24 protein-coding genes are annotated in these 24,795 nt (G+C 66.0%); 7 read left to right on the top strand and 17 right to left on the bottom strand.

What is annotated here, in order from left to right; all coding sequences use genetic code 11:
* Window positions 1-12: 12 nt before the first annotated feature.
* The 3 genes from JOE41_RS12705 to JOE41_RS12695 all read left to right on the top strand — a co-directional run bounded on the left by JOE41_RS12705 (window position 13) and on the right by JOE41_RS12695 (window position 1,466).
* On the top strand, window positions 13-291 hold the full coding sequence (locus tag JOE41_RS12705; RefSeq protein WP_011690169.1) for an HPr family phosphocarrier protein: 279 nt from the start codon (window positions 13-15) through the stop codon (window positions 289-291).
* A gap of 273 nt (window positions 292-564) precedes the next feature.
* Entirely contained in the window at window positions 565-1,197 is a 633-nt protein-coding gene (locus JOE41_RS12700) for an SRPBCC family protein (protein WP_209752547.1), read from the top strand.
* 2 nt (window positions 1,198-1,199) lie between these two features.
* Window positions 1,200-1,466, top strand: a complete 267-nt coding sequence (locus JOE41_RS12695) for a Rho termination factor N-terminal domain-containing protein (protein ID WP_011690167.1) — start codon at window positions 1,200-1,202, stop codon at window positions 1,464-1,466.
* A gap of 26 nt (window positions 1,467-1,492) precedes the next feature.
* Here JOE41_RS12695 and JOE41_RS12690 read toward each other — a convergent pair whose 3' ends face one another.
* On the bottom strand, window positions 1,493-2,548 hold the full coding sequence (locus JOE41_RS12690) for a Ku protein (RefSeq protein WP_209752546.1): 1,056 nt from the start codon (window positions 2,546-2,548) through the stop codon (window positions 1,493-1,495).
* 40 nt (window positions 2,549-2,588) lie between these two features.
* On the opposite strand from JOE41_RS12690, the gene JOE41_RS12685 reads away from it, so the two are divergent.
* Entirely contained in the window at window positions 2,589-5,126 is a 2,538-nt protein-coding gene (locus JOE41_RS12685; protein ID WP_011690165.1) for an ATP-dependent DNA ligase, read from the top strand.
* Window positions 5,127-5,234: 108 nt separating this feature from the next.
* Here the strand turns inward: JOE41_RS12685 and JOE41_RS12680 are convergent, their stop codons facing one another.
* Window positions 5,235-5,489 (bottom strand): hypothetical protein, encoded by a 255-nt coding sequence (locus JOE41_RS12680; protein WP_245200712.1) that lies wholly within the window; start codon window positions 5,487-5,489, stop codon window positions 5,235-5,237.
* A gap of 75 nt (window positions 5,490-5,564) precedes the next feature.
* Window positions 5,565-5,819, bottom strand: a complete 255-nt coding sequence (locus JOE41_RS12675) for a hypothetical protein (RefSeq protein WP_245200711.1) — start codon at window positions 5,817-5,819, stop codon at window positions 5,565-5,567.
* A gap of 488 nt (window positions 5,820-6,307) precedes the next feature.
* On the opposite strand from JOE41_RS12675, the gene JOE41_RS12670 reads away from it, so the two are divergent.
* Both JOE41_RS12670 and JOE41_RS12665 read left to right on the top strand, forming a co-directional pair.
* Window positions 6,308-7,900: an MFS transporter gene (locus JOE41_RS12670; protein ID WP_011690162.1), complete on the top strand. Its 1,593-nt coding sequence runs from the start codon at window positions 6,308-6,310 to the stop codon at window positions 7,898-7,900.
* 146 nt (window positions 7,901-8,046) lie between these two features.
* Window positions 8,047-9,102: an FUSC family protein gene (locus tag JOE41_RS12665; RefSeq protein WP_209752544.1), complete on the top strand. Its 1,056-nt coding sequence runs from the start codon at window positions 8,047-8,049 to the stop codon at window positions 9,100-9,102.
* 9 nt (window positions 9,103-9,111) lie between these two features.
* Here JOE41_RS12665 and JOE41_RS12660 read toward each other — a convergent pair whose 3' ends face one another.
* The 9 genes from JOE41_RS12660 to JOE41_RS12620 form a co-directional block, all read right to left on the bottom strand.
* The gene (locus tag JOE41_RS12660; protein ID WP_011690160.1) at window positions 9,112-9,888 is read right to left on the bottom strand and encodes an SDR family oxidoreductase; all 777 of its coding nucleotides are present in this window, start codon (window positions 9,886-9,888) and stop codon (window positions 9,112-9,114) included.
* A gap of 9 nt (window positions 9,889-9,897) precedes the next feature.
* Window positions 9,898-11,805 carry an IucA/IucC family siderophore biosynthesis protein gene (locus JOE41_RS12655; protein WP_280873498.1) on the bottom strand — a complete coding sequence of 636 codons (1,908 nt, stop codon included), beginning with the start codon at window positions 11,803-11,805 and terminating at the stop codon, window positions 9,898-9,900.
* Window positions 11,802-12,365, bottom strand: coding sequence for a GNAT family N-acetyltransferase (locus tag JOE41_RS12650; protein ID WP_209752543.1), 564 nt, complete (start codon window positions 12,363-12,365; stop codon window positions 11,802-11,804). The genes JOE41_RS12655 and JOE41_RS12650 overlap by 4 nt, the downstream gene beginning before the upstream one ends.
* Window positions 12,362-13,729 carry a lysine N(6)-hydroxylase/L-ornithine N(5)-oxygenase family protein gene (locus JOE41_RS12645; protein WP_209752542.1) on the bottom strand — a complete coding sequence of 456 codons (1,368 nt, stop codon included), beginning with the start codon at window positions 13,727-13,729 and terminating at the stop codon, window positions 12,362-12,364. The genes JOE41_RS12650 and JOE41_RS12645 overlap by 4 nt, the downstream gene beginning before the upstream one ends.
* The gene (locus JOE41_RS12640) at window positions 13,726-15,309 is read right to left on the bottom strand and encodes an aspartate aminotransferase family protein (RefSeq protein WP_280873701.1); all 1,584 of its coding nucleotides are present in this window, start codon (window positions 15,307-15,309) and stop codon (window positions 13,726-13,728) included. Before JOE41_RS12640 ends, JOE41_RS12645 begins: the two co-directional genes overlap by 4 nt.
* A 188-nt stretch (window positions 15,310-15,497) precedes the next feature.
* Window positions 15,498-15,929 (bottom strand): ATP-binding protein, encoded by a 432-nt coding sequence (locus JOE41_RS12635; RefSeq protein ID WP_209752541.1) that lies wholly within the window; start codon window positions 15,927-15,929, stop codon window positions 15,498-15,500.
* Window positions 15,929-16,258, bottom strand: coding sequence for an STAS domain-containing protein (locus JOE41_RS12630; RefSeq protein ID WP_209747986.1), 330 nt, complete (start codon window positions 16,256-16,258; stop codon window positions 15,929-15,931). Before JOE41_RS12630 ends, JOE41_RS12635 begins: the two co-directional genes overlap by 1 nt.
* Window positions 16,255-18,237, bottom strand: a complete 1,983-nt coding sequence (locus JOE41_RS12625) for a glycosyltransferase family 2 protein (protein ID WP_209752540.1) — start codon at window positions 18,235-18,237, stop codon at window positions 16,255-16,257. Before JOE41_RS12625 ends, JOE41_RS12630 begins: the two co-directional genes overlap by 4 nt.
* 409 nt (window positions 18,238-18,646) lie before the next feature.
* A complete protein-coding gene (locus JOE41_RS12620) occupies window positions 18,647-19,204 on the bottom strand; it encodes a hypothetical protein (RefSeq protein ID WP_209752539.1) in 558 nt (185 codons plus the stop codon).
* 225 nt (window positions 19,205-19,429) lie between these two features.
* Between JOE41_RS12620 and JOE41_RS12615 the strand changes: the two genes are divergently transcribed.
* Window positions 19,430-20,167, top strand: a complete 738-nt coding sequence (locus JOE41_RS12615) for a GAF and ANTAR domain-containing protein (RefSeq protein ID WP_209752538.1) — start codon at window positions 19,430-19,432, stop codon at window positions 20,165-20,167.
* Window positions 20,168-20,208: 41 nt separating this feature from the next.
* Here JOE41_RS12615 and JOE41_RS12610 read toward each other — a convergent pair whose 3' ends face one another.
* The 5 genes from JOE41_RS12610 to JOE41_RS12590 all read right to left on the bottom strand — a co-directional run bounded on the left by JOE41_RS12610 (window position 20,209) and on the right by JOE41_RS12590 (window position 24,717).
* The gene (locus JOE41_RS12610; protein ID WP_011690149.1) at window positions 20,209-20,565 is read right to left on the bottom strand and encodes a GNAT family N-acetyltransferase; all 357 of its coding nucleotides are present in this window, start codon (window positions 20,563-20,565) and stop codon (window positions 20,209-20,211) included.
* On the bottom strand, window positions 20,562-21,908 hold the full coding sequence (locus JOE41_RS12605; RefSeq protein WP_011690148.1) for an acyltransferase: 1,347 nt from the start codon (window positions 21,906-21,908) through the stop codon (window positions 20,562-20,564). Before JOE41_RS12605 ends, JOE41_RS12610 begins: the two co-directional genes overlap by 4 nt.
* Window positions 21,909-21,992: 84 nt before the next feature.
* On the bottom strand, window positions 21,993-22,385 hold the full coding sequence (locus tag JOE41_RS12600) for a DUF1304 domain-containing protein (protein WP_209752537.1): 393 nt from the start codon (window positions 22,383-22,385) through the stop codon (window positions 21,993-21,995).
* Between the two features lie 41 nt (window positions 22,386-22,426).
* On the bottom strand, window positions 22,427-23,299 hold the full coding sequence (locus JOE41_RS12595; RefSeq protein ID WP_209752536.1) for a class II fructose-bisphosphate aldolase: 873 nt from the start codon (window positions 23,297-23,299) through the stop codon (window positions 22,427-22,429).
* Window positions 23,299-24,717, bottom strand: coding sequence for a GntP family transporter (locus JOE41_RS12590; protein ID WP_209752535.1), 1,419 nt, complete (start codon window positions 24,715-24,717; stop codon window positions 23,299-23,301). The genes JOE41_RS12595 and JOE41_RS12590 overlap by 1 nt, the downstream gene beginning before the upstream one ends.
* Window positions 24,718-24,795: the final 78 nt, after the last annotated feature.

Here is a 24,795-nt window from a genome sequence, read left to right as displayed (position 1 = left end):
CAAGGAGCACACATGTTCGAACGCACCGCCACCATCGCCAGCCGCGTGGGCCTGCACGCCCGCCCCGCCGCCATCTTTGCCGAGGCAGCCGGCGAGTACCCGCACGAGATCACCATTGCCCGCCAGGGTGAGCCGGCCGACGAAGCCATGGACGCCGCCAGCATCCTGTCCCTCATGAGCCTGGGCGCCTCGCACGGCGACGTTGTGGTCCTCCGCGCCGAAGGCGACGGCGCCGACACCGCCCTGGAGCACCTGGTCCAGATCCTGGAAACCGATCACGACGCCGAGTAGCGGCACGGCGGGCTAGTACAGCCCGCCTCCGGTACGGCAGTCAGCGGCCGGCCCGTGCGCCACCTCCCTTGTACGGGCAGGCGGCGCACGGGCCGGCCGCTGCTTTTAACCCGGGGCTTGTAGCTCCCGGACTCTGGCTCACGGACATTTAACTAAGCAGCCTTAGTAAATCCTTGTGTTTGCCTGACGGCCCGATTAGCGTGGCATTGTGGCGACACGCCGATCAACACACCCGCAATCGGGGGCAGTCCCCGGCGGAAAGAGGATGAGACAGTGGCTACCCTGCAGGAAACCATCGAGGTGGATGTTCCCGTGTCCACCGCCTATAACCAATGGACGCAGTTCGAGTCATTCCCGGAGTTCATGCGGGGCGTGGAGTCCGTCGAACAGATCGACGAGACATCCCTGCGTTTCCGGACGGACATCGCTGGAGTCAGGCGCGAATACGGCGCGCAGATCACCGAGCAGCTGCCGGACCGGCGCATCTCCTGGGTCAGCACGGACAAGCCGCGCAACGCCGGCGAGGTCTCCTTCGAGCCCCTCGGGCCGGAACGGACCCGGGTCACCGTAGCGCTGGAATGGGAACCGGAGGGACTGCTGGAGAAAGCCGGCTCGGCGGTGGGCGCGGACACCCACCAGATCAGCGCCGACCTCAAGCGGTTCAAGCAGTTCATCGAATCCCGCGGGATTGAGACAGGCGCCTGGCGTTCTGCCGTGGACAACGGAGAAGTCGAGGAAACCGACGAAGAGGCAGGCTTCGCGGCCAACGCCCCGGCGCACCACGGTCACGAGTCCGCCGCCCACGCATCCCACCCGCAGCCGCCGCACACGCCTGCGCCTTCGCCGCAGCGTCCGGCAGGGGTGGACCCTTTCATTGACGACGCTGAACCATCGGATCCGAGCTGACCATGCCTGAGAAAAAGAACCCCGGCCTGAAGGATCCTGAGCTGTACGAAGAGCTTCGGGAAGACGGCGCCTCGAAGCAGAAGGCGGCCCGCATTTCCAACGCCGCCGCCAATAAGGGACGCTCCGCAGTGGGCCGCAAGGGCGGCAAGAGCGGCGACTATGAAGACTGGACGGTGGCTCAACTCAAAGCGCGCGCCAAGGAAATAGGGCTGACGGGTTACTCCCGCAAGAAGAAAAGCGAGCTCATCTCAGCGCTTAGAAACTCCTGAGCGCAGCTGCCATGGGTTACCGCACTTCAGGCCCCTTTTCGCCGGCTCTTGGCCGGTTCCTTGGCGGCCGTCTCCGCTGCAGCTGCCTTGGTGGCGGTCTTGGCGGGAGCCTTGGAAGCGGTTGTCTTGGAAGCGGTCGTCTTGGAAGCGGTCGTCTTGGAAGCGGTCGAACGGGCCGCCGTCGTCTTGGTACCCGCGCCTTTCGACGCTGCCGACCTGCCCGAGGCAGAAGAACGGGAGGCCTTCGCGGGAGCCTTCCCGGCGTCGTCGGCCTGTGCCGCATCGGCACTCCCGCCGCCCCGCTTCTTTTCCAGGCTTCGCTTGAGGGCTTCCATCAGGTCGATCACTTCGCCGCTGCCCGCTTCGGCAGCCTCTGCCCCGAACGTCTGTTCCGTGTCCAGGGACTCGCCCTGCTCGATCTTGGCGTCAATGAGCTTGCGGAGCTGCACCTGGTAGTCATCCGTGAACTGGCCGGGCTCAAAATCCCCGGCCATGGAGTCAACCAGGGCCGCGGACATCTCCCGCTCCTGGGCGGAGATCCGCACGGTGGTTTCCAAGGCGGGGAAAGCTGGCTCCCTGACCTCGTCCGCCCACAGCAGCGATTGCAGCACCAGGACGTCGTCTTTGATCCGCAAAGCGCCGAGCCGGGTCTTCTCCCGGAGCGCGAACTGGACCACGGCCACACGGTCCGTGTCCTCCAGTGCCCGGCGGAGGAGGACGTACGCCTTGGGGGACTTCGAATCCGGTTCCAGGTAGTAGCTCTTCTCGAACATCATGGGATCGAGCTGCTCGGACGGAACAAACTGAACCACTTCGATCTCGTGGCTGCTCTCCGCCGGGATGGACTTGAGCTCGTCACGGGTGAGGATCACCGTGCGGCCGTCCTCTTCGTAGGCCTTGTCGATGTCCGCGTAATCCACGATCTCGCCGCAGACTTCACAGCGGCGCTGGTAACGGATGCGCCCGCCGTCAGCGCCGTGGACCTGGTGGAGCCCGATGTCGTGGTCTTCGGTGGCGCTGTAGACCTTGACCGGCACGTTGACCAGCCCAAATGCGATAGCGCCTTTCCAGATGGCTCTCATGGATCAAGTGAACATCAGAGTTGCCCGGAGGTGAAGGCCTTTGGCCGGCAGTAGGGAACGTGTCCGGATCCAGGGCCGCGAACTGGTGGTCACCAACCTGGACAAGGTGATGTACCCGGAGACCGGCACCACCAAGGCGGACGTCCTGGCGTACTACACCGCCGTAGCGCCGGTTCTTGTCCCCGCCGCGGTGAACCGGCCCGCCACCCGCAAGCGCTGGGTCAACGGGGTGGGCACCGCGGAGGCACCGGGCGAAATGTTTTTCCAGAAGAACCTGGAGGACTCCACGCCCGGCTGGATTCCGCGAGCCTCGATCCGGCACAAGGAGCGCACCAATCAGTACCCGCTGGTCAACGACGCCGCCACCCTGATCTGGCTGGCCCAGATGGGTTCGCTGGAAATCCACGTCCCGCAGTGGCGCGTGGACCCGCACGGCAATCCCATGAACCCGGACCGGCTGGTGCTGGACCTTGACCCCGGCGAGGGCGCCGGGCTGGCCGAGTGCGCCGAAGTGGCACGGTTGGCCCGCGCCATCCTGAGGGACGTTGGCCTGGATCCTATCCCGGTGACCAGCGGCAGCAAGGGCGTCCACCTCTACGCCGGCCTCGACGGCACACAGAGCTCGGACCAGATCTCCGAGTTCGCCCACGAACTTGCCCGCGCCCTGGAATCGGACCACCCGGACCTGGCTGTCAGCGACATGAAGAAGACCCTCCGCACAGGCAAGGTTCTGGTGGACTGGAGCCAGAACAACGCGGCGAAGACCACTATCGTCCCGTACTCCCTTCGCGGCCGGCTCCGCCCCACTGTGGCGGCCCCCAGGACGTGGCGTGAGTTGGCCTCCCCCAAGCTGAAGCAACTGGACTACCGGGAGGTCATGCGGCGGGTCAAGGACGGCAAGGATCCGTTCGCGCCGGTCTCCGCGGGCGGCAGCCACGTGCGGGGCCATCCCGGCGGCGGGGGCTCCGCCGCCGGGCCCCGCGACAGTACAACTGCCGACGGCGGCAGCACGGACCCGAGGCTGGAAAAGTACCGCTCCATGCGGGATCCGGAAGGGACCCCCGAACCGTTCAGCGCCGACCGTCACGGGGCCGACCCCAACGCCGGCACCATCAGGGAGCGGTTTGTGATCCAGGAGCACCACGCCAGCCGGCTGCATTACGACTTCCGGCTGGAGCGGGACGGCGTGCTGGTGTCCTGGGCGCTTCCGAAAGGCGTACCAACCTCAGGGACGCAGAACCACCTTGCAGTCCAGACCGAAGACCACCCCATGGACTACCTCGATTTCGAGGGCACCATCCCCAAAGGCCAGTACGGCGCAGGGAACGTCACCATCTGGGACCACGGCTACTACGAATGCGACAAATGGATCGCAGGCAAGGAAGTCATCGCAACCCTCACGGGGGCGGACGGCGGCGGCCTTGGCGGGACCCGGAAGTTCGCACTGATCCGGACCAGCCGGGACAGCGACACCTCGAAATCGCCGGAGCAGGCCCAGTGGCTCATCCATCTGATGGACCGCAAAGGGCACGCGCCGGCAGCCACAGGCACTCCCCCGGCCACAGGTGGCCCCGCAGAGGCAGCGAAGCAGGACGAGCCGCCGCCGGATCTCTCGCCGGCGCCGGATTTCCTGCCAATGATGGCCAGCGCCGGGACCCCGGCCGACCTCCGCGGCCTGGACTGGCAGTTCGAACTGAAATGGGACGGTATCCGTGCGCTCATCATCGGCGACGCCGACCGGATCCGGCTCATCAGCCGAAACGGCAATGACATGACCGCAAGCTACCCGGAACTGACGGACCGCAGCTGCTGGCCGGAGCAGAGCTTCACCGCCGACGGCGAGATCGTCGCCGTCGGACCTTCCGGGCGGCCCGATTTCGGGCTGCTACAGACGCGGATGAAACTGACCAAAGCGGCCGACGTCGCCAAAGCGCGGGCAGCGACTCCGGTCCGGCTCATGGTGTTCGACCTGCTGTCCGACGCAGGCGAGGACCTCCGCAGGATGCCCCTCCGGAGGCGCCGGGCACGTTTGGAGCAGTTGGATTGGCCGGACGGCTGCCCCGTGCACCTGTCCGAAGTCCTGGACCACGAGGTGGAGCACATCCTCGAGAGCGCCAGGGAACTTGGCCTCGAAGGAATCATGGCCAAGCGCCTTGACGGCCGATATGTCAGCGGCGAGCGCAGCAGGTCCTGGCTGAAGCTGAAGTTCGAGCGCACCCAGGAAGTGGTGGTGGGCGGCTGGCGCCCCGGCAAGGGGTCCAGGCAAGGCTCCGTGGGGTCATTGCTGGTGGGCATCCCCGATGGCGCCAAGCTGCGGTACGTGGGACGCGTGGGCAGCGGATTCAGCGACCGGGAACTGAAGGAACTGCGGCTGCAGGTGGATACGCTGTCCAGGAAGACCTCACCCTTCACCGAAGTTCCCGCTGCCGACGCCTCCGATGCCCACTGGGTGGCTCCCGGACTGGTGGGCGAAGTTACCTTCGGGGAATGGACCGGCGGCGGGAAACTAAGGCACCCGGTATGGCGCGGCTGGCGCTTGGACAAGAACGCCGACGACGTCGTGGCGGAATCCGGATGATGCCTCATCGCGGGACGGCACGGAAATGCCCCGGCGCCCGCCTTGTTGCAGGCGGGCACCGGGGCATTGTCGGGTCCGTAGCACCGTAAGCCGGCGCGCTCGGAGCCCCTAGTCGTGGTGCGGAATCTGCGGCCGGCTGGTCCGGTGGATAGCACCCACCGCAGTCTCGTGTTCGCGGCCGTGCAGCGTGCCGCGGTCTTTGGGGTGCTTGTGTTTCCCGCTGCCGTCCGGCCACTTGGGCCCGTTTTCCGACGCAGGGGCGGCGACGGGCTCAGTCTCCGGCGCGGGTACCTCGTCCATGGATTCCGTCAGGTGACTGGCGAGTTCCGGCTCCAGCTGTTCCCCAGGATTCTTCTCAGCCATTTGTGCTCTTCCTTTCCGCATTGAAATGAAGTGTCCACCAATAGTAGGACTGCAGCTACTCCTTGTCTGCAGGCCCTACCAGCGGACTTTTTTCTGGGCAGGGCCTTGCTTGCCGCTTGCCTGCGTGGGCTTGTGGCCGTGCGAGACGCTCTGCGAACCTGCGCCGCCGCGGGACTTGCTTGCCAGCATTTCCCGCTGGGCGTCAGTCAGCCGCGATTTGATGCCCTGGCCGGCATCCGGCGCTCCGGCATCCCGGGCTTCGGCCTCGGGCACGTCGGGGCCCGGGCCTGGTGTCTGTTCGGCGTTCCGGGTGGTGTCTTTGTCAGTCACGGATGTTCTCCTTGGGGTGCGGAATCGGGTGGCGGTAATGAGCTGCGGACGCACACGCTGCAAGATCGCGGTGGAGAAGTCACGACGACGAGAGCCGGCCGGAGGATCAACACGGAAGTACGCCTCCCATGGGTCAACCTTAGGCAGTAATCCGGCCGGTTGGGAACCCCCGGATCGGACTGCCTCGGGCGCCGGCGCGAAGCGGTGTCCGGGCCCGTGCACCGGCCGGTTTTGGGTCCGTTTGGGCCCATTCCAGCCACTCGACCGAAAAAGCTTTGGCCACAGCAGGTCACATCGCAGGATTCCCAATGCTGGCGCGGTGAAACGGCGCAAAACAATTTCTCTTTTTGCACCGTCTCGGCCCTGGAAACAGGGGATCATACGCCACTGAACTCGGAAACTCCATGGAATTCGCGTAAAATTGAAAGCCTGCCCGGAGCGGGGCAGCTACAAGTCGCAAGCAAATGACCTCCACGGGAGAAGCCCAAATGCCCAAAGACCGAAGCATGACCGACTCTTCAGCAGGCGTGAACAACGCCCGCGGAACCGACAATATTTTGCCTGAGGGCGTTGCGCCCCAGGGCGCCAAGAAGCCGAGGCTGCTGCCTCGCCGCAGGCTCAAAGTCTCCGACGTCAACGTCGTCAACAAGCCAATGCTCAAAAAAGCACTCGGCGGAACCATCGTGGGTAACACCATGGAGTGGTACGACGTCGGCGTGTTCGGCTACCTGATCACCACCATGGGTCCGGTGTTCCTGCCGGAGTCCGACCCGTCCACGCAGACGCTGTTCCTGCTGGGCACGTTTGCCGCCACCTTCATCGCCCGTCCTCTTGGCGGCGTGATCTTCGGCTGGTTCGGTGACAAGGTTGGCCGCCAGAAGGTCCTGGCAGCAACCCTGATGCTGATGGCGGCCAGTACGTTCGCCATCGGCCTTCTCCCCGGCTACGCCCAGATCGGTTTGTGGGCGGCCGGATTGCTGGTGCTGCTGAAAATCGTGCAGGGCTTCTCCACCGGCGGCGAGTACGCCGGAGCCACCACCTTCGTGAGCGAGTACGCTCCGGACAAGCGACGCGGCTTCTTCGCCAGCTTCCTTGACCTGGGAAGCTACCTCGGCTTTGCAATCGGTGCCGCCCTCGTTTCAGCCCTGCAGCTGACCATGGGCCAGGCTGCGATGGAAGAGTGGGGCTGGCGCATCCCGTTCCTGCTCGCCGGTCCCCTGGGCCTCATCGCGGTCTACTTCCGGAGCAAGATCGAGGAATCCCCGCAGTTCCAGGCCACCCTGGACGCGCAGGAAGAACTCAGCAAGGACGCTGCCAAGTCCTCCGACGCTGCTTCCAAGAGCCCGGTGGGCGTTGTCAAGGCCAACTGGCGGCCCATTATTGTGGCCATGATCCTTGTGGCTGCGGCCAACACCGCCGGCTACGCGCTGACCTCCTACATGCCGACGTACCTCACGGATGCCAAGGGTTACGACCCTGTCCACGGCACGCTGCTGACCATCCCGGTGTTGGTCGTCATGAGCCTGTGCATTCCGCTGACTGGAAAGCTTTCGGACCGCATCGGACGCCGCCCGGTCCTGTGGATCGGTGCCGTGAGCACCATCGTGCTGGCCACCCCCGCCTTCCTGCTCATTGGCGTTGGCGAGATCTGGTCGACCCTGGCCGGCCTGGCACTGATCGCCTTCCCCGTCACGTTCTATGTGGCCAACCTGGCCTCGGCCCTGCCCGCGCAGTTCCCGACGGCCAGCCGGTACAGCGCCATGGGTATCGCCTACAACTTCTCGGTAGCGATTTTCGGCGGCACCACGCCTTTCATCGTGGCGGCGCTGATCAAGGCGACCGGCAACGACATGATGCCCGCGTACTACCTGATGGCTACATCAGCCGTTGGCGCAGTGGCCATCTACTTCCTGAAGGAATCCGCCAACCGTCCGCTGCCCGGCTCCATGCCTAGCGTGGACACCCAGGCGGAGGCCCACGAGCTGGTGGCCACCCAGGACGAGAACCCCCTGATCGACCTGGACGACATGCCGTTTGAGGATGAGCTGCGGGAAACCGAAAAGGTTCCTGCGAGGGCCTGACCTCGTAGTCAGTCGCCCCGCCCGACGAGGCCTGCTTTGCATGATGTTCCTTTGTGACAGCCGTGCAGAGCAGGCCTCCCGCGCGTCTGGCAGACTTTTTTGCGGAAGAGCGCACCGAACGAACGCACGAAAGACCGGAGGTACCCATGGCCCGCACCCTCAGGCGGCATCTCCGCGACCTGCACAGCCTCGGTCCGGCCAACAGTGATCACCTGTCCGCCCTCCGCGTTGCCGTGAGCGTGGCAGTGCCCTCGCTGGTCCTGCTCGTGTTCGGGCGGCCGGAGCTGATCATCTATGCCGTGTTCGGCGCCCTGACCGGAATGTACGGGCGTTCGGAGCCGCACCAGCTCCGCCTCCGGCACCAGGCCCAGGCCGCACTGGTCCTGGTGAGCGGGGTTGGCGTTGGCATCTTCCTGTCCGTCAACCACCTGCATTCATGGTGGCTCGTGGGGGTGGAAGCCGTCCTGGCCGGCGTCGGTTCGGTCTTCTCAGACAGAGTGAACCTGAAGCCCAACGGCCCCTTCTTCGGCATCCTTGCGCTGGGTGCGTGCGCCTCAGTGCCCACAACGGTTCCCTGGTTTGCGGCGCTCCTCATCGCCGCCGCCTCCGCGGCGTTTTCAATCCTCATCGGCTTTGGCGGCTGGGTGCGGGGCCGGAGGTGGCAGCCGGGAGCGGCCCGGGCCGCGGCACCCCTGCGGGGAGTGCGGCGCTACGCTGCGATGATCCACGCTGCGCGGTATGTGCTGGCGGTCGGAACTGCCGGCGCCATCGGAGTACTCAGCGGCAGCGGCCACCCGCACTGGGCCATGGCCGCCGCGGCTGTTCCCCTGGCCGGAGCCGACCTGCCCAGCAGCGTGCACCGCGGCCTCCACCGCATGATGGGGACGTTCCTCGGACTGGTGGTGGTCGCCGTCGTACTTCTTCCAGAGCCGTGGGCGCCGCTGACGCTCTTTCCGGGGGCGGAAGCGGCAGTGCTGGCCTTCCTGGTCATCATCTTCCAGTTCACGACTGAACTTTTCATGACGCGGCACTACGGCCTGGCCATGGTGTCCTTCACGCCTGTGATCCTGCTGATGACACAGCTTGCAGCCCCGGCCGACCCCTACGTCCTCATCACGGAACGTGCCGTGGAAACGGTCGTGGGGGCGGTGATCGGCATCCTGGTCATCGTGCTGGTCCGGCGCCGCCGCCGGACCAGCTAATCGCAGCAGCTACTTCGCGGGCCTGCGCGGGGGCCCGGACGTGAAGCGGGCGGGCAGCATCCTTGAGGCGGCGGCGACGATCTTGTACCGCCTGGTGGGGATGGAAACCGCACGGCCGCGGTCATTGTCCGCCAGTCCTTCCCGGACCACGCGGTCAGCGTGCAGCCACAGCCAGCGCGGGGCCACGGTCTTGTCCATGCCCATGCGGTCGTGGAATTCGGTGTGGGTGAATCCCGGGCACACCGCGGTCACCTTCACACCGCTGCCGGCATATGCCAGGTTGGCCCAGCGGCTGAAGGTCACCTGCCACGCTTTCGCGGCCGAGTAGCTCCCCCGGTTGGCGAAGGCGGCAACGCTGGCCACATTGATGATCCTTCCCGAACCCCGCGCCAGCATGCCCTGCAGCGCTGCGTGGCACAGTTCCATGGGCGTCTGGACATGGAGCCTGAGGTGCCGCCGTTCCTCGTCCAGGCTGTTCTTGTCGAAGGGCTTCAGCAACCCGATCCCCGCGTTGTTGACCAGGATTTCCACCGGCCGTGCGGGGTCGGAGAGGCGTTCGACGACGGCGGCCACCCCGGCGTCGTCCGTCAGGTCCGCGGACAGCACCTCCGCGGTGATGCTGTAGTTGTTTTCCAGTTCATGCGCCGCGGCCCGCAGCCGCTCAGCGTCCCGCGCGACCAGGACCATGTGGTGGCCCTGCTCGGCGAGCTGGCGGGCAAACTCTGCGCCTAGGCCCGCGGTGGCGCCGGTGATCAGGGCTGTGGTTCCGGGAACTTGTTCCGTCATGGCAGAAGCCTAGTCCCTTGCGCCGGGCGCCTCACCCGGAACTTCCCGGGCGGACGTTGCGAGGGGGTTCGCCAGCCGGCCGGCCATCTGCAGGCCTCCGGACGGGTCCGCCAAGTCCAGCATCTGCTGGTTGTTGCGCAGCTGCAGCCTGTTCAGGCAGGAGAACTGGAAGTCGGGCGCAAACAGGTCGTGGCGGGCAAACTGGTCTGCCAGCTCCGGGTGTTCCGCCTGGTAGTCGCGAATGGCTTCAGCCGCGATGCGCCAGAATTCCTTGCCGCCAAGCACGCCATCCTCCTCGAGGAGGGCACCGAGGAACCGGAAGATGCAGTCGAACACATCGGTGAAGATTGCCAGGACCTTCTCGCCGTCGGGAATATCCGCCTTGATCCGGGACACGGCGTCCGGCAGCTCGAGCCGGTCCCCCATCACTACGATTTCCTCGGCAATGTCCTTCATCACCGCACGCACGGGCACGCCGTTTTCAAGGACCAGGATCACGTTCTCCCCGTGCGGCATGAACGCCAGCTCGTAGCGGTACAGGCAGTGCACCAGCGGGACGAGATAGGCCTCGAAGTACCGCCGAAGCCACTCCGCCGGTGCGAGTCCGGACTGTTCGATCAGCGCGGACGCCATGGGCCTGCCGGCCGAGTCAACGTGCAGGAGCGAGGCCATGGTGGCCAGCTGCTGCCCGTCCTCCAGCAACGGCAGCGGGCTCTCCCGCCACAGCGCCGACAGCATTTTCCGGTACGGCGAATCCTTGGCGGATGCCGCCTCGTAATAGCCGTTGTGGTATCCGATGGCGGCCACCTCGCGGATCATCGCAAGTCCCCGGCCCCGCAGGGCCTCGTCGCCGCCGATCAGCTCCTGAAGCCAGTCGTTGATGGCCGGGGTGGCCTTCATGTACAGCGGCGAGAGCCCGCGCATGAAGCCCATGTTCAGGACAGACATGGCCGTCTTGACGTAGGCCTTTTCCGGCGCGGACGTGTTGAAGAATGTCCTGATGGACTGCTGCGCCTGGTAGCTGTCAGCCCCGATGCCGAGGTGGACAACGTGCTGCCGGGCGATTTCGGCGGCAAAGGTCACCGTCAGCTTGTTCTCCCACTGCCAGGGGTGCACCGGCATCAGGAAGTACCGGGCCGGGTCCAATCCCAGGTCAGTGAGCTCGGCATCGAAGAAGGCCAGGACGCCCGCGCCGAGTTCGGCGTCAAGGTGGGCGGCATAGTCCAGCCCCTCGCTGGAGGTGAACACCGCCTTGCTCCGGTGCACTGCGATCCATTCCAGCTGGACGGGAGCGCCGGCTTCCGGAGCGAAGGCACGGTAATCGTGGATGCCGAAGCCCAACCGGCCGTTGTTGGCCACGAAACAGGGATGCCCCTCAGTCATGCTCCGTTCAATGGCCTGGAAGTCCGTGGCCGCATCCGCGCCGCGCGTCACACCGGCCGCCAGCTCAGCGGAGGACGGCTGGCCCATCCACTGCTTGTATGCATGGCTGGAGAGCGTGCTGCTGATCTCCTCAAGGTAGACCGGGAGCATCTCCGGCCGGATCCCCAGGGTGTCGCGGAATTCGGTGATGAACCGAAGCGCGTCCAGGGGCGCGTCCTCCCCCTCCCGGCTGCACGTGATCGAGCCGGCATCCACGGACCAGTGCTCAAGGGGCAGGATCGTAGCGGAAAAGCGGTATTCAACCGTGGCGTCATCACTGAGCACCCGGTAGTCCCGGGACCGGGCTGCGGATTCCCTGCCGCCCCCGGCCGGGTCCCCGGCGCTGGTTGGTTCCGGGCAGAGGATGCGCTCATGGGAGAACTCGGCGAGCGCCTTGCGGACAAGGTGGCGGTTGGCCGCCGCCCAGCGTTCCGGGGTGAGGTGCGTTGCCGCGTTGCCCGTGGTCAGGACGGCTTCCAGGTCAGCGATGGTCATAGTGATGCTCCGGGGTGGGTCGGGGATGGATGGCGGGCGGCGCGGGCGGCATGGAAGGCTTCCCGGGTGCAGAAACTGAGGAGGGCCTGCTTGTCCGGCAGGGCGATCTCCCCGGCAGGCCGGAATCCCAGCCGTTCGTTGAGGACATGGATCTTGTGGTTCCGGGCGTCCGGCTCAACCACCACGCGCTCCACCCTGTCCTTCGCGAAGAGCCGGTCCAAAACCGCTTCCATCACGGCGGCGGTATAGCCGGTGCGGGGCGGCCCGGCCGGCGGTGCCACCAACAGGTGCATGCCGATGTCCCCCGGCTGGACGGCATAGAGGCCGGCCAGGGGTGAGAAGGCCGGAAGGTACTCCTCCATCAGGAAGGCGGGAACTCCGCCGTCGAGCCCCAGCAGCGCGTGGTGATGCCCGCTGGACTGGATCTTTGAGTACTCCCGGACAACGTCCGGCACGGTGGCGGACTGCATCCCCCAGAAAGCGGCATAAGGACGGGTCACCCAGCCATGGAGGAGCTGCGCGTCGGATTCCGGGTCGAAGCAGCGGAACATGAAACTCATGCCGGCACCAGTGCCGGCGCCGGCACCCCGAACTCCTGGAAGGCAATGCTTTGTTCCACGGGATAGATCTCACGCCCGCAGATTTCGCGCAGGATGCAGGAGTTGCGGTAGGCGGCCATGCCGAGGTCCGGCGTAACGAAGCCGTGAGTATGGAGTTCGGCGTTCTGGACGAAGATCTCGCCGGGCTCGACGCCAGTGCTGTAGTTGCGCTCCACCGCGAACCTGCCGGTGCCGTCGCGGGCGATGCGGTCCTGCACTCCGGACAGGAACCCCGGCTCGCGGTAGCCGTAGCCGGTGGCAAGCACCACGGCGCCGGTGTCCAGCGCGTAGTCCGCGCCCTGCTCCTCGTGCCGCAACTGCAGGGTGTGCGTACCGGCTGCCGGGTCCCAGGAGGCCCCGGTGAGTGCCGAGTGCGTCAGCAGCCGCGTATCCACGACGCCGGAGAGGCTCTTGGCATACAGGAGGTCGTAGATGGCGTCGATGAGCTCGGAGTTGATGCCTTTGTACAGGTTCTTCTGGCTCTTGATCAGGCCGTCGCGCTGCTCCTCCGGAAGCCCGTGGAAGTAGTCCACATACTCAGGCGACGTCATCTCCAGGGTGAGCTTGGTGTACTCCAGCGGGAAGAACCGCCCGGACCGGGTGACCCAGTTCAGCCCGTATCCGTGGGCGTCGATCTCCTGCAGCAGTTCGTAGTAGATTTCGGCGGCGCTCTGGCCGCTGCCCACGATGGTGATGCTCCGCTGCTCCTGCAGTTCACTTTTCCGCGCCAGGTAGTCGGCGTTGTGGAGCACCACACCGCCTCCGTTGGCTGCCGCCTCGATTATTCCGTCGCAGGCTGCCGGTAGGTACGGCGACGTTCCGGTGCCCAGCACCAGCCGCCGCGCGCGCAGCACCTCAGGCCCGGCCGGACCGTCCACGGACAGCGTGTACACGCCGTCGTCGTACGTGATCTCCTGGACGTCCGTGCCGAACCGCACCGATTCGAGTTGGCCGGCCACCCACTGGCAGTACTGGTTGTACTCGGCGCGGAGCGGGTAGAAGTTTTCCCGGATGTAGAAGCGGTAGAGCCTGCCCGTCTGCTTCAGGAAGTTCAGGAACGAATACGGGGATGTGGGGTCGGCCAGCGTCACGAGGTCCGCCATGAACGGGACCTGCAGGTGGGCGGGCTCCAGCATCATGCCGGGGTGCCAGTCGAACGAGTCGCGGCGTTCCAGGAACACTGCGTCGAGCCCGTCCACAGGCTCAGCAAGCGCGGCGAGTCCCAGGTTGAAGGGTCCAACGCCGATTCCGGCGACGTCGTATATGCGGCCCGGGGTGCCGACGCCTGAAGTACTGGAGCCAGCGGCGCCGGAGGCTGCGCTCACGCTGCGGCCTCCTGCCCGGCAAGCAGCGCTTCGCCCGTGCTGCGGAGCAGGTCGATGATCGCGTTGATGTCCTCCGGGGTGGCCTCGGCGTTGAGCAGCGTGAACTTCAGGTAATGCCTGCCGGCCACCGTGGTTCCGGCCACCACCGCGTCGCCCGAGGCAAACACCGCGGCCCGGATGGCCGGATTGAGGATATCCGCGATGTCCTCCTCAACGCGGGTTCCGTCAGCAAGGACCGGGCGGTACCGGAACACGAGCGTGCTCAACTGCGGCTCGGCGGCCAGCTCAAAGTCCGGGTCCGCGGCCAGGGCCTGCCCGGTGCGGGCCGCCAGGTCGATCGCTTCGTCCAGCAGGGCACCTACGGCATCCGCCCCCATGATCCGGAGCGTGAGCCAGAGCTTCAGCGCGTCAAAGCGCCGCGTGGTCTGGATGCTCTTGTCCACCTGGTTGGGAATCTCCGCCAGCGCGGCGCTCTCCGGATTGAGGTAGTCCGCATAGTAGGTCACATGCTGCAGCATGGCCCGGTCCCGCACCAGCAGGGCACTGGAGCTGACGGGCTGGAAGAATGTCTTATGGAAGTCCACGGTGACCGAGTCGGCCAGGCAGATTCCCTCCAGCCGGTGCCCGTAGCGGCCGGAAACCATGAGCCCGCCGCCGTAGGCGGCGTCGACATGGAACCACGCCCCGTAAGCCTTGGAGAGGGCGGCCAGTTCCGCGAGCGGATCCACCGCGCCGAAATCGGTGGTCCCGGCGGTTCCCACGACGGCCATCGGCACCAGGCCGGCGTCGGCAGTCCGCGCGAGTGCGGTCTTCAGCGCGGCGTGGTCCATCCGGTGGTCGGGTCCATACGCGACCGGCACGACGGCGTCGTACCCCAGCCCCAGCATGGACGCCGATTTGCGGATGCTGAAGTGGCTGTCCTCCGAAGCGAAGACACGCAGCTTGTCCAGCAGGCCCGGCAGCCGGAGGGACTCGTTGCCGGGCAGCTTCCGCAGTCCGGCGACTGCGTGGTTGCGGGCAATAAGCAGCGCCTGGAGGTTCGACTGGCTTCCGCCGGACGTGAACACGCCGTCGGCCGTGTCGCCGAGGGACAGCCGCTCCGCGGTCCAGTCGATGAGGCGGCGCTCGATCATGGTGGCGCCCGCGCTCTGGTCCCAGGTGTCCATGGAGGAATTCACGGCGGACAGGATGCTCTCCCCCACCAGCGCCGGGATGACCACCGGGCAGTTCAGGTGGGCCGCGTACTTCGCGTCGTGGAAGTAGACGGCGTCCTTCAGGTACACCTCTTCAAGTTCAGCCAGCGCGGCAGCGGTGTCCGGGAGGGGGCGTCCCAGGTCGACGGCGGCGACGCGTTCCCTGAGTTCGCGGGGTCCGACGCCGGAGAACGGTTTGGTGGTCCGCTCCAGTTTGGTGGCCACGGCATTGACGCCCTGGAGGACCTGGGCCACGTAGCGCGGCGCATTGCGGGAGTTGAACAGGTGGTTGGTGGCGGCGAGGGCGAGCTCCACCCGGGAGCCGAAATCGTGCCCGGCAGTCGGGGCAGGCAGGCCCAGGGGTTTTTCGTCCACAGGGGGCAACAGCGTCACAAGGTTTTCCTTTGGTAGGCGTTTGGCGGCGCGCTAACGTAGCAAGGCAAGCCTTACTTAGGTAAACCTTTTAGTCAAACTTTTGTGAGCTAATTATGAAATTGGCGTATTTCGGGGGTGTTCGGGGTCAACCGGGCGTCATTGACTGTCCCCTACGCCGCGGTTGGGGCAGAATTTGCCGCCTAGTGCGTGGCGCTGGCTGCTGTCCTGCGGCGGCAGAGCAGCGTCCAGCGGTTCCCGGTGTCCTCCTTGGCGTAGGAAAACTGGTCCAGGGCCACCTTGGCAAGGGCGAGTCCGCGGCCGCTCCCGGACATGTCGTCCGGCAGTTCCGCCGCCGTCAGGTCGATGCCGGCGGGCCGGGCATTGTCCGTGAACTCGGCATACAGTCGCGCCGGTTCGCATTCCACCGCCAGGACGAACCGCACGGGGTCGGTGCTGGACGGCTGCGAGTGCTCGATGATGTTGGACGCCACCTCGATGAGCGCAGTCTCGAACCGGATGCGGTCCATGGGCTCGATTCCGGGTTCGCCCGCCCAGACTTCCTCCAGCAGGTCATGGACCAGCTCCAGGCTTTCGGGAACCGCGGCGGCCCGCAGGCCGAACTGGCTGCTCATCAATAGGCCCCATCCACCGAGGCGACCGGCTGAAGCACCTTGTTCAGGTTGGTCATTTCCAAGACCGCCGTGATCTGCGCCGTGGGGTTGGCCAACCGGAGGTCACCGCCGGCCTGCCGCGTCTTTTTCAGCCCGGTAATCAGCGCGCCCAGGCCGGACGAGTCAATGAAATCGGTGCCGGCCAGGTCAACCACCAGCCGAACCGTGCCGTCGCTGATGAGCGCGTCAATGTTGGCGCCGAGGTGCGGCGCCGAGACCATATTGAGCCGGCCCACGGGACGGATCACGCCCACTCCGTTGGCCAGGGTCTCGTTGGTGAATTCGATCATTGACTTACCTCTTTCTTCTTGTTGCTGTCCAGCCAGGCGTCGTAGCCGGGGTATCGCACAGCCTCGATGACCACGCTGAAGATCAGCAGGTCGAAGGCTATCCATACAAAGTTGACGGAGCTGCCCAGGACGTCGCCCTGGCCCAGCAGCAGGCGGATGACACCCACAACGGCGGCCAGGACCAGGACAATCATGGCAATCAGCTGCGGCCGGACCAGGTGCCACGGCAGCCGGTTGCGTTCCTGCAGCGTCTTGGGGGTGACCCTGAAGTCCAGGTCCCGGCCCAGGAACACGTTCCCGAATGCGGAAGTGACGGACTTGATCCAGGTGGGGAAAAGGGCCAGGGAATACTGCTGGCCGCGCCATGTCTTCACGCCGCGCCCCACCACCAGGAACAGGATCTGGTTGACCACCAGGAACGGGACGAGCCGGAGGAAGAACTCGTTGCTTAGCGACTGCACCGGCAGGATCCCCAGTGTGAGGTAGATGACGGGGGCGGCGATGTAGGCCACCGCGGCGAACCCGGCAAGATAGCTCCACATGGTTGCCAGGTACATCAACCGCTGGGCAATACTCAGCCCTTTTTGCAGCAGCGGATTCTCCCGGAACATGACCTGCATGGTTCCCTGCGCCCACCGGAGCCGCTGCGTGAGCATCGAATCGAGGTCCTCGGGGGCCAGCCCGTCGGCCAGCTTTTCGTGGTGGTAGGCCGACTCCCAGCCGAGGGAATGCAGCCGCATGCACGTGGCCATGTCCTCGGTGACGGAGATGGTGGCCAGGGGCATGACGGCCTGTGCCTCGCCGGCCTTCTCGGCGTTGACGGATTCGATCAGGACGCGGACGGTTTCCACCGCTCCCAAGGGAGACCAGTCGCGCTGGGAGAGCCTGTCCAGCGCAACGTCGTCGATGACCGCAAGGGAGCCGTCTGCGTCGATCGTCCGGGACAACCCCTCGATGGAGTTCAGCTCGGCGTGCAGGGCCGCGAAGTCTTCAGCAACGAGGTTCCGCGCCACGGTGTCCACGCGTTCCTGGAACCGGTAGGTGACGTCGGCAATGCTCTGGCCGTCGCTGAGCTCACGGCGGACCTGCCGCAGGTCGGTCGCCACGGTGGTCAGCGCCGCGGCCAGCCGTTCCTGCCCGTGGCCAAGCTGCCGCCTCGCCTTCGCCACCACCTTGTCCGCCGTTCGAAGCGCCTTGTTCAGCGCCAGCTCGGTTTCCGAGACGTAGCGCATCACGCCCAACTGCATCAGGGCTTCACGGCGGATGATCGCGTTGGAGCCGCAGAAGAATGCGGCGTTCCAGCCGTCCTTGCCCTGCTGGATGGGACCATAGAACAGCGGCGCCTGGCTGCCCAGGGGATCATTGGGCGGGACATTCACAAACACCTGGGGAGTCTGGACCAGCGCCATCTTCCGGTCGTTGAAATAACCCAGGGTGTGGTCCAGGATCTTGGGGTCCGGCACCTGGTCGGCGTCAAGGATCAGCATGAATTCGCCGTCTGTGGCGAGCAGCGCGTTGTTCAGGTTGCCGGCCTTCGCATGGCGCGGGCGGTTGGTCCAGTCCTCGGACCGGGTGATCCAACCGATGCCTTCCGCTTCCGCGATGGCACGCAGCTCGGCGCGGTTGCCGTCGTCGAGGATCCAGGTGCGGTGCGGGTACTCGATGTTCTTTGCTGCGCGGGCCGTTCCCATCACCAGGTCAAAGGGCTCGTTGTAGGTAGTGATGAACACGTCGACGGTCAGGCCCGGCGGCGGCGGCGGTGTATCCCGCTGCCGGTAACGCCACATGGTGACGCCGAACAGCAGGGAATCCACCAGGGAGTATGTCTCGGCCAGGACCAGAGGAACCGCGATCCACCATGCCTCCCAGTTGATCGACACCATCCAGCGCCAAATGATGTAGTTCAGGCCCAGGATGGCCGTGGCCAGGACAATCAGCCTGATCGTCAGCTCTCGCAGTCTCAGCCGGCGCGGGTTCATGGCTGCCTCCGTACAACGGTTGCGGTTACGTCGTCCACCACCGGGCAGAAACCGTGACCCGCGCCCGCGAAATCCACCCAGGGCTCGCCCGTGCCGTCTTTGGACTTCGACCAGGCGGTATTGCCGTCCAAGGTGGTATAGGCGATGGGCGCCCGGGCACGCCTGATTAACCGGTCCTGCGGAAGTCCACATGCTTCCGGCCCGGATTCCACCACGTCACGCCCCAGCACGCCCGGCTGTCCCCCTGGATCCTCGTCGCTTCAGTCAGCCGCCCGGTGAGGATCCGGCTCCGGTGTGAGACCGATGGAGCGGGAAAAGCGGACTGTCCTGAATCAGTCCAACCTTATCTGCACGGCACGGAAAGGGCTAAGGCTCGGAGCGACGTGTGAACCGGGACCGCGGTGGGAGGTCAGCCGGCTGCGACTTCCTCCTGCGTTGGCCCCTCGGGTTCCGTGAGGTGCCGCTGATGGAGTTCCTCCGCGGCCAGTTCGTACCAGGTGTGCGCCCCGAAGACGGGGCTGCGGGTGTCCAGGTGCCGGTACAGTGCGTCGGCCAGTTTGCCGAGGGCGTCGTCGGACAGCGCCTTGACGGTTGATGCGGGATCCAAGTTCCCCTCGAGGTACTCGGACAACTCCAGGCCGTCAATGGTGCGCTGCTCGCCGGCGGCCGCCGGAGCGCCGTCGACGTCGAACGCGGTGGCGGCCTCAGCGTCCAGGAGGGCGTTGATTTCCCCGTCCAGGATCTCTTCGCCGCCTGCAAGCCCGGCATGCTCAAGGCAGATGGGAAGTTCCGCGGGCTCGGCCAGGGTGAGCCGGAAAGCATCGGCGCCGCCGGCGGCCTGGTGGTCGGCAATGTGGCGCAGGTACATCAGGACCTCGGGGTCCAGATGGGAGGCATTGTGGAGGTCCACGGTAATATCCTGCTCCGGCGAGAGCCGGCGCCCGCGGCGCATAATGTGCAGCAACACGGGGTAATTCGACTGAGTCAGGCATCCGGCGACTTCCAGGGTCACCCGTCCGGGATCAACATCCACACGGACCAGCACACGCAGCTTATGGTTCAAGGGTTCTCCCAATGAGACGTCCAAGAGCCAGCTTCATAACTCACCTAAACCATACGAAATTGTTGCCCGCGCCACAAGCTGACCTTCCGGCCAGAGTCACACGGCTACGCCCGGATCTAGACTTGAAACATGGACAAGATCACGCTGGACACATCGGTGGCGGGACAGTTGCAGGATCTGGTCATCAGCAGCCAGGACGTCAGCGGATTCCTGGCGGAGTTCTGTGAGCTTTCCGCCGACTCCCTCTCACGCACCCTGGGCCAGGACGTTTCCTGCGCGGTCACACTGAACCGGCACCACCGGACCACCACGGCAGCCTGGAGCAACCCGGAGGCCCGCCTCTTCGACGAGATCCAGCGCAACTACGGAGAGGGCCCCTGCCTCCACGCGATGTCGACGGGCACCACGGTGCTGGTCCGGGACACGCGCACTGACTCCCGGTGGCCGGAATACGGCCACGCAGTTGCCTCGCTGGGGCAGTTGAGCGTGCTGGGCATCCCCCTCACCCTTGACTCCGGCGCTTCCGCGGCGCTGAATGTGTTCGCTCCGGCCCCGAACGTTTTCAGTACTGCCGCGATTCAGAAGGCTGAGCTCTTCGCTGTGCAGGCCGAGAAGGCGCTTCGCCTCGCAGTAAGAATCGGCGTGCAGCAACAACTGGCTGAGGACCTGCACTCCGCCACGGAGTCCCGCACGGCAATAGACCTCGCGGCCGGGATCATCATGGGCCAGAACAGGTGTTCACAGGAGGAAGCGATGGCCATCCTCACCAAGGCTTCCAGCGGACGGAACCTGAAGCTCCGGGTCGTGGCGGAAAAGCTCGTGGAATCATTTACCCCCGGGTCACCCTCCACGCATTTCGACGGCTAGGGCGCCGTCAACAGTCGGGCGCAAACCTAGGAAGCAGTGACCTAGGAAGCAGTGACGGGGTCCGTCGGCGGCTGCTCGGGCCAGTCGATGAACTGGCCGTACGCGTCGTGCTTTTTCAGGTAGCCGTAAATGAAGGGGCAATGCGGGATGATCCGCTTGCCGGCGGACACCACGTCATCGAGGGCGAAATGCGCCAGCACCTTTGCCAGGCCCTGCCCTTTGAACTCCTCCGCCGTATCGGTGTGGATGAAGTCCACGTGCCCCGGTCTGTCCACGAAACGCGACTGGACCGCCAGCTTCCCGCCGACACGCAACTCGTACCGGTGAAGGTCATCATTCCGGGTGGTGGTGACGTCCGGGCTGAACGTGTCTTCAGTGGATACCGTGTTCTCCGTCATGGTTCGACATTGGCACTTAAAGGCCCTTGTGGCAATGGTCCGCCGGAGGCGTCCGGCGGACCGCCGGGCCGCACAGGAATCCGGCCAAGCAGGAGCACGGCCAGCGCAAAGCATGCCGCTCCCCCGCCCAGGAGGGCGAGCGTCAGCCCGTTGATGGCCGCGTCAACCACCGGGATGAAGACCGCCACGACGGCGAGGACCACCGCGGCGGCGGGCCGGCGGCGGGAGTGGGCTGACGCCGTCGGCCGTTCTTCCAGCCTCCCGAAGACGGCCAGCGCAGGCAGCAAAAGCGCCATGACGCCGAGCAGGACCATCGGCCGCGACCACCACCAGGCGGCCGTCCCGGCCGGCGGTTTGGGGAAATCGGTGAGCAGGATCAGCCCGGACATCGCGGCCAGTAGCGGCAGGTGCCACAGGTAGATGGTCATGGCGCGCCGTCCGGCCATCCCCACCACGGTCTGGACCCACTGTGCCGAGGCCGCCCCGCCGAGCACCGGCCGGGCGAGCTGGAGCGCCGCCGCCTGCGCCGCGCCCAGGAGCAACAGGCAAAGGTTGGGAGGATTCAGGTTTACCAGCATGTTGCCGCGGTACAGCCCCAGGCCGGTGACCAGGCCCAGAATGAGGTTGCTCGCAATGATGACACCCACCAGCGTGGACGCGCCGGGCTTCCCGGCCGGGGCATCGGCGAGCAGGAACCCCAGCTGCTGGACAGCGCACCAGAGGAACAGGATGTTGGCGTAGGCCAGCAGCGGCAGGGATCCGCGAAAGCAGTCGACGGCCACCACCAGGGCGGTGAGGCCGGCAAGTGTCAGCCACGGTGCGCGGTCATGGAGTGCCGCCAGCCAGGGGATGTTCAGCTGGGCCGCCAGGTACGCAGCCAGGAACCACAGCGGCATCCCGGCGCCGGTGACGATCAGCTCAACCACCTGCGCTTCCACGCCCGACAGCCGCGCAGCCCACAGCGCGGCGAACATCACGGCCAGCAGCGCGGCGGCCGGACGGACAAGCCGCAGCAGCCGCGCCTGGGCGAACTCGACGCCGTTGCCGCCGCGGGCCTTGAGCCGCCGCCAGGACTGCAGCCCGGTGATTCCGCCAGCCACGAAAAAGAGCGGCATCACCATGAAGATCCAGATGATCGGCTCGAACCAGTCCTGCAGGGCGAGGGTGTTTTCGGTGGTGACGGTGCCGTCGGGGTGAAGCACGGGACTGACCATCATGGTGTGGCCCACCACCACCAGGGCCAGGCAGAAGAAACGGGCAAGGTCGATCACCGCGTCGCGGTCCGGTGCAGGAAAGTCCTGCCCTGCGCTTGCCTGCGGCTTCTGCTGCTGCGGAACACCCATTGCGCTCCTTACGGAGGCGGAACGATTCTCTGCGTACTGTCCATTGTCCGCCGGGCCTCCGTCAAGGGCCATAAGCCATGCCGCTCAGGCGGCCAGCAGCCCCAGGAGGCCGAGCGCGACGGCGAGAAGCGGCGTCGTGCCTTGTGTGGCGGCCTCGCGGAGGTACTTGCGTCCGCTCAGCGCCAGGACGGCGGCAGCGAGCAGCATGGAACCGCAGGAAGCGAAAATCAGGGTCCAGCCCACCGGCGGCTGGCCCCACAGGACCGCGCCGATGCCGATCAGCGCGCCGACGGCAAGGAACAGGTTGTAGAAGCCCTGGTTGTAGGCCATCGGCCGGGTGGTCTCGGCGTCGGCCTGCGAGGCGACCCCGAAGCGCTTCCACGTGGCCGGCCGGGTCCAGGTGATGGATTCCATGGTGAAGATGTAGACGTGCAGCAGGGCGGCGATGAACGCAAAAACGAGGGAGGCCGGGATCATGGCTCGATCCTAGCCTCCCCCGTTGGAGTTTTTTCGCGGACTCAGCGCGTGAGGGTGGACAGGGCGCCCGCGGCGAACTCCCTGGCCGAGGCGTTCCACTTCACGAGCAAACCCTGGAGGTTCTCGCCGTCCGCACGGTGCGGGCCGGTTTCGGATTCCAGCGTGGCCAGCACGCCGGTGCGCAGTTCGGTGTTGAAGTTCACCTTGCCCACGTTCATGGCGGCGGCCTTGACCAGCTCCTCCGCCGGAATGCCGGAGGCGCCGTGCAGCACCAGCGGGATATGGGTGCGCACTGCGATGTCCTGCAGCACGTCCCACCGCAGCTGCGGCTCGCCCTTGTACTTGCCGTGCACGTTGCCCACGGCCACGGCCAGCAGCTGGGCGCCGGTGCGGGCAACGAAGTCTTCCACCTGGGCGGAGTCGGTCAGCCCGGCGGCGCCTTGCGCAGAAGACCCGACGGAGTCCGCCCCGAAGGCGCGGTCCTCGTCACCGGCCAGCCCGCCCAGTTCCGCTTCAATCACGACGTCGGCATGGCCTTGCGCTTCCAGCACGGCGCGCACTTCGCGGACCAGGGCGATGTTTTCCTCGTAGGGCAGCGACGAACCGTCCGCGAGGACCGAATCCGCCCCCGCCGCGACGGCGTCGGCAATCACCCGGAGATCGGAGGCGTGGTCCAGCTGCACGGCAATCGGGACGCCGGCGGAGTCCGCCAGCCCGCGGAGTGCCGTGATGAGCCGCAGACCGTTGGGGGTGCCGGCCGTCTTCGGAGCCACCAGCAGGATGGCCCCGCGGCCGGCTTCTTCCGCCGCCTCCACCACTGCCAGGGCCGTGGTGAAGTCGTAGCAGGTGAAGGCCGGGACTGCTGCGCCCTGTTGGAGGGCGGAAACTACCAGGTGGTCGAGTCGGGCACGCATCAGGCGCTCAGGCCTCCCACGAGGATCCAGGCAACAAAGGTCAGCGCGAAGCCGGCCAGGCCCAGGATGGTGGTGAGGACCGTCCAGGTGCGGAGACCGTCGGACACGGACAGGCCCAGGTAACGGGTCACAATCCAGAAGCCCGAGTCGTTGACGTGGCTGAGCCCGAATGCGCCGAAGCCGATGGCAACCAGGATGAGCGCTGTCTGTACCGGCGAGTAGCCGCCGTCAGCCACTGAGGCAGCAAGCAGGCCCGCTGTGGTGATGATGGCGACGGTGGCGGAGCCCTGCGAAGCGCGGAGGATGGCGGCGAGGATGAAGGCCATCAGGATCACCGGGAGGCCCGCAGACTGCAGTCCTTCGGCCAGCGCCTTACCGATGCCGGAAACTGTCAGGACCTTGCCGAACACGCCGCCGGCGCCGGTTACAAGGATCACGATGGCTGTGGGAGCCAGCGCAGAGTCCATGACTTCACCGGTGTGCTGCGAGGACCAGCCGCGGCGGATGCCAAGGAAGTAGTAGGCCAGTCCCAACGCCGTGAGCAGCGCGATCAGGGGTGCGCCAATGAACGCGGCGAGCTGGGACGCGAAGGAATCCTTGGGCAGCATGACCGCGCCCACCGTGCCCACCATGATCATGAGGATGGGCAGGACAATCAGGGTGATGATCATGGCAGGACTGGGCGCCGTTTTGACGGCGGTGAGCACGGACGACTTCGACGTTCCCTGGGGCGCATCCTGTTCAACTTCCGACTTGCCGCTGCCGAAGAGGCGGAACTGCTCGGCCGTGGTGGACAGCATGCTGTATTCGCGGCGGTTCAGCTTCTTGGCCACAAAATAGCCGAGGAACCCCACGGGGATGCAGATGAGCAGGCCAAAGATTGTGGCCCAGCCGATGTCTGCCTTGAGGATGCCGGCACCGCCGACGACTCCGGGATGCGGCGGAACGACGACATGGATTGCCAGCATGATGGCGCCGACAGGAAGTCCGATCTTGACCGGGTTCACACCAGCAGCTTTGGAAAAGCCGTAGATGATGGGAATCAGGATGATGAATCCGACGTCGAAGAACACCGGTATGGCGAGCAGGAATGCTGCTGCCGTGAGGGCTGCAATAACCCGGCGGGGGCCCAGCAGTTGGGTGAACTTTCCGGCAAGCGACTGCGCCCCGCCGGAGATTTCGATCATCTTTCCGAGCATCGCGCCGAGGCCTACCAGGATGGCCACGGAACCGAGCGTCCCGCCCATGCCTTCCGTGACCGTTTTGATGATGTCCGGAAGGGGGATTCCGGCGACGAGTGCTACGCCGACGCTGACCACAAGCAGCGCCAGGAAAGCGGGAATCTTGAACTTGATCACTGCCACGAGCAGCAGGGCTACGCCTGCGACTGCTATGGCCAGAAGAGCTAGAGCGCTCATAGGGTGTCTCCTTTGACGTCGCCGGCAACGCCCGGCGAGGTGGTTCGACGACGACGGAGGGGGGACCGCCGTCGTCGG

Origin of the sequence: Arthrobacter sp. PvP103 (assembly GCF_017833075.1) — a bacterium.
In the GTDB taxonomy this organism is placed as follows: Bacteria; Actinomycetota; Actinomycetes; order Actinomycetales; family Micrococcaceae; genus Arthrobacter.
Note: the sequence above shows the minus strand (reverse complement) of the source record. Positions and strands in the feature narration are given on the sequence as shown.